The organism is Bradyrhizobium sp. PRIMUS42 (genome assembly GCF_023006515.1).
Taxonomy (GTDB): domain Bacteria; phylum Pseudomonadota; class Alphaproteobacteria; order Rhizobiales; family Xanthobacteraceae; genus Bradyrhizobium.
This window is the reverse complement of sequence record NZ_JALBGZ010000662.1, coordinates 1-3,479: the sequence shown is the minus strand read 5'-3', so window position 1 is coordinate 3,479 and position 3,479 is coordinate 1. Positions and strand designations below refer to the sequence as shown.

The following is a 3,479-nucleotide window of genomic DNA, read 5'->3' as shown; positions in this document are numbered from 1 at the left end:
CGGCAAGGCCGCCGGCACACGGCGGCCGGTCCGTCCGGGCGAGAAGACCCAGCGCTTCACGACCAAGGGCTTGCGGGTGATGAAGTAGCGGGCGCGGCTCGTTCTAAAGCGCGAGCACCACCTCGCCCGAAACGGCATCCGTCACGCCGCGGCTGTTGCCCTGGTCCTCGAGCACGGACCTGAAGCTGTCGAGAGTCTTGATCATCGCCGCTCGCGCCGCGACCATCGCATCCTGACTGGACCAGGTGCCGATGAGGCAGAAGGTCTGCTCACCGGTCTTGATGATGACGCCGTGCTCCAGGCCCGGCCATTTGGCCTTGCCGTTCCGATGCGCGTCGAGGAAGGCGGCTTCCTCACCCGGCTTCACCTTGAACTTGACCACATTGTAAACCTGCATGATGCGCCTCCGACAAAATGGATGGATGAAAACGGGCGCCGCGCGAGGTCAGGACGAAAAGTCCACACGTTGCCCTGGCCGATTGTTGCGCTCGCGCGCGGTGGCGTCACCGTGACAAATCAGCATGGTGACCTCCGCCTTTTGCGCCCGCCAAGACAAAAAGTCGAAAACAACCCCATGCACAGTAGCCGGCACGAGCGGGATCAATGGCTTAGGCGGATTGCGCAGATGTAGACCCGTCGGGCGGAAGGCGTTGCACCGTCGGGCAACACAGGCGCATGGTGGCATCATCGGACAAGTCCTGAGCGCGTCCACTTTGCGACGCGTCACGCAACGCCTGCTGCATTTCCCGGCAGCCTCTGTCCCGACAATCCAAGACTTCGCCCTGCCGTACGGCCTCGCCGCGGGTTGCACCGGTGCGGCAAGGTCGACCGTTGACTTCGACACCGATACGTAACATACCAAGTTACATGAGACGCGACTCCCGATTATCCGGCGTGCTGCACGTGCTGCTGCACATGGCGCAACAGCCCGGCCCGTTCACATCCGAGACCCTCGCGAAGGCGATGGACACCAACCCGGTGGTGATCCGGCGCATCATGGCGGGCCTGCGGGAACTCGGTTACGTTCGCTCCGAGAAGGGGCATGGCGGCGGCTGGACGCTGGCCTACGACCTCTCGAAGGTGACGCTGCGCGACGTCTACACCGCGCTTGGCAGCCCGGCGCTGCTGGCCATGGGCAATCGGACCGAGGCGCCCGGCTGTCTCGTCGAGCAGGCCGTCAATGCCGCGCTCGATCAGGCCTTTAGCGATGCGGAGGCGCTGCTGCTGTCGCGGCTCGGCGAGGTGACGCTGGCGATGCTGAGCGACGATTTCCGCAAGCGCCTCGGGTCCCGCAAGCATCAGGGCATGCGCGCACATGGTGCGTGATTGGCCCATTCAGCAAGGACGACATCATGACCGACATTCAAGCCATGTTCTCCGATCCTCAGGCCGTGGCGAGATATACGGAAGGACCGCCGCGCTTCGTGCCCGGCTACAATGCCATGCTGTCGATGGCGGCGATCCTGCTGGCCGAGCGCGCGCGTGAGGATGCGCGGATCCTCGTCCTCGGCGCCGGCGGCGGCCTTGAGTTGAAGACGTTTGCACAAGCGCAGCCGCGCTGGAGCTTCGATGGCGTGGACCCCTCCGCGGCGATGCTGGCGCTTGCCGGGCAAACCCTGGGCCCGCTCGCATCGCGCGCACGTCTTCATCGGGGCTACATCGACGATGCACCGGAGGGACCGTTCGACGGCGCCAGCTGCCTGTTGACATTGCACTTCGTCGATGTCGAGGAGCGACGCCGCATCGCCTCGGAGGTCCGCCGACGGCTGAAGCCGCGCGCAGCTTTCGTGGTCGCCCATTTGAGCGCGCCCGAGGGCAATGAGGAGCGCCCGCTATGGCTTTCGCGGTACTCCGCATTCCTGGCCGCCTCCGGCGTCGAGCCCGAGCAGGCCGCGGCCGCGCGGAACGCCGTCACCAATCATCTGGAAATCCTCACACCCGCACAGGACGAGGCGATCCTGCGCGAGGCCGGTTTCTCCGAGCCGACGCTGTTCTACACCGGCTTCACTTTCCGAGGTTGGGCGGCCTACGCGTGAGGTGTCACGGCTTCGCCGACCCGGCCGGGCATTCAGGCAAAGCCGGTTGCGCCCGGGCGTGCAGTCATAATTCGTAGCTCGCGACAGAGGTCGCGACCGTCCTGCCTCAAAACCGGACATCGCCAGCACGCGTCTGCTAATCGGCAAAGGGCCAAAAGCAGCCTTGCCGCTTTCCTGAACGTGTCATCCCGCTCGTCGAAGGGCCTTCCAAGCCAGAAGAGCGGCTGCGAGAATTGAAACGGCGCAAAAGGCAATAGCCCCCAATGTGCGGACATCGGGACGTGGCTCATTGATCCATACCAACGCCGCCAGGCAGAGGAACGCCGGGACCGCGCAAGCTTGTGTAGCGATATATTGCTTCCGCAATCGCGACGGCGCACGGGGACCCCAGATGAATTCATTGACCTCAAATCTGCGAGACAAGGTGTCCAACGGCTCCTGAGGATACGACTTAGCCAGCCCTGCCATCACGGCATCAAACCCCATCTGGCAATGCCGAGGAGTACGATGGCAAGCGCGCACAAAAGCAGCGACATTTCACATCCATAGCATCTGCAACATCAGCCGGAATAGTCCGGTTTGGGTCAACGGCGCCGATTTCAGCCGTTGGCAGTCAGGTCCGGTCTACCCTCAACTTCGGAAATGGCCGGGCAAGGCTCAGGCGGTCGCGATGGGCCAGAAGCTGCCATCGAACGCCGGGACGAGGCTTACGCGCGTGTGGTCAAAGCCGACAGCTGATCGGTGTCGTAGCGGTTTCGCAGATCGGCGAGCGACTTTGGATCCGGGGCTCCCTGCGCCGCGAGTTTCGCGAGCTCTTCGAAATAATGCTCGTGGCCGGGCGGAGAGACGGTCATCAGTACGCGAGCCGGCTGCTCACTGACATTCGTGATGTTGTGGGGCACCCCCGGCGGGATGAACAGATAGGTGCCGGGCGTTGCGCGGATCGTCCTGTCGCCGACATGCCATTCACACTCGCCGTCGAGCAGGTAGAAGGTCTCCTCCTGCACCCGGTGAACATGCCTCCCGGTGGCGAACCCCGCCGGGATCGTCCAGTCGAACATGCTCGTGTGCTTGGTATTTTCGCCGGTGACGAGGAACACCATGGGATGACCACGCAGGATGACCCCGTTCGTCTCATCGGGCATGCGAATGACGGCATCGGCGCACATGCGGTCCTCCATTGATCAAATGCTAATTTCTGCAAGCACTTGTGCAACATCGGCCGTCCGCGCCGGGAAGTCGTGAATCCGTTCCCAAAAATCTGCTAAAAGCGTCGAATGACAGTTAGGGGCGACCTCTACCAGTTCGGCCCGTTCCGCCTCGACCCCGAGGCGGGCATTCTGTACCGAGGGGCCGAGCCGACCATGCTTGGGCAGCGCGCCGTCGCGCTGCTGTGCCGGCTGCTCGAAAGCGCGGGCGTACCGGTCTCCAAGGACGCCCTGG

4 protein-coding genes are annotated in these 3,479 nt (G+C 63.7%); 2 read left to right on the top strand and 2 right to left on the bottom strand.

Annotated features, from left to right (window positions below):
- Positions 1–103: 103 nt before the first annotated feature.
- Positions 104–397 carry a DUF718 domain-containing protein gene (locus tag MOV75_RS31410; RefSeq protein WP_246922158.1) on the bottom strand — a complete coding sequence of 98 codons (294 nt, stop codon included), beginning with the start codon at positions 395–397 and terminating at the stop codon, positions 104–106.
- Positions 398–867: 470 nt separating this feature from the next.
- On the opposite strand from MOV75_RS31410, the gene MOV75_RS31405 reads away from it, so the two are divergent.
- Positions 868–1,326, top strand: a complete 459-nt coding sequence (locus MOV75_RS31405) for an Rrf2 family transcriptional regulator (protein ID WP_246922161.1) — start codon at positions 868–870, stop codon at positions 1,324–1,326.
- A gap of 26 nt (positions 1,327–1,352) precedes the next feature.
- Positions 1,353–2,036, top strand: a complete 684-nt coding sequence (locus tag MOV75_RS31400; protein ID WP_246922164.1) for a class I SAM-dependent methyltransferase — start codon at positions 1,353–1,355, stop codon at positions 2,034–2,036.
- A gap of 707 nt (positions 2,037–2,743) precedes the next feature.
- On the opposite strand, the gene MOV75_RS31395 is transcribed toward MOV75_RS31400, so the two are convergent.
- A complete protein-coding gene (locus MOV75_RS31395) occupies positions 2,744–3,205 on the bottom strand; it encodes a cupin domain-containing protein (protein ID WP_246922168.1) in 462 nt (153 codons plus the stop codon).
- Positions 3,206–3,479 lie beyond the last annotated feature (274 nt).

Bases quoted from the DNA above. Each gene is read 5' to 3' on its own strand.
- MOV75_RS31410 (WP_246922158.1), bottom strand. From the start codon at position 397: ATGCAGGTTTACAATGTGGTCAAGTTCAAGGTGAAGCCGGGTGAGGAA.
- MOV75_RS31405 (WP_246922161.1), top strand. From the start codon at position 868: ATGAGACGCGACTCCCGATTATCCGGCGTGCTGCACGTGCTGCTGCAC.
- MOV75_RS31400 (WP_246922164.1), top strand. From the start codon at position 1,353: ATGACCGACATTCAAGCCATGTTCTCCGATCCTCAGGCCGTGGCGAGA.
- MOV75_RS31395 (WP_246922168.1), bottom strand. From the start codon at position 3,205: ATGTGCGCCGATGCCGTCATTCGCATGCCCGATGAGACGAACGGGGTC.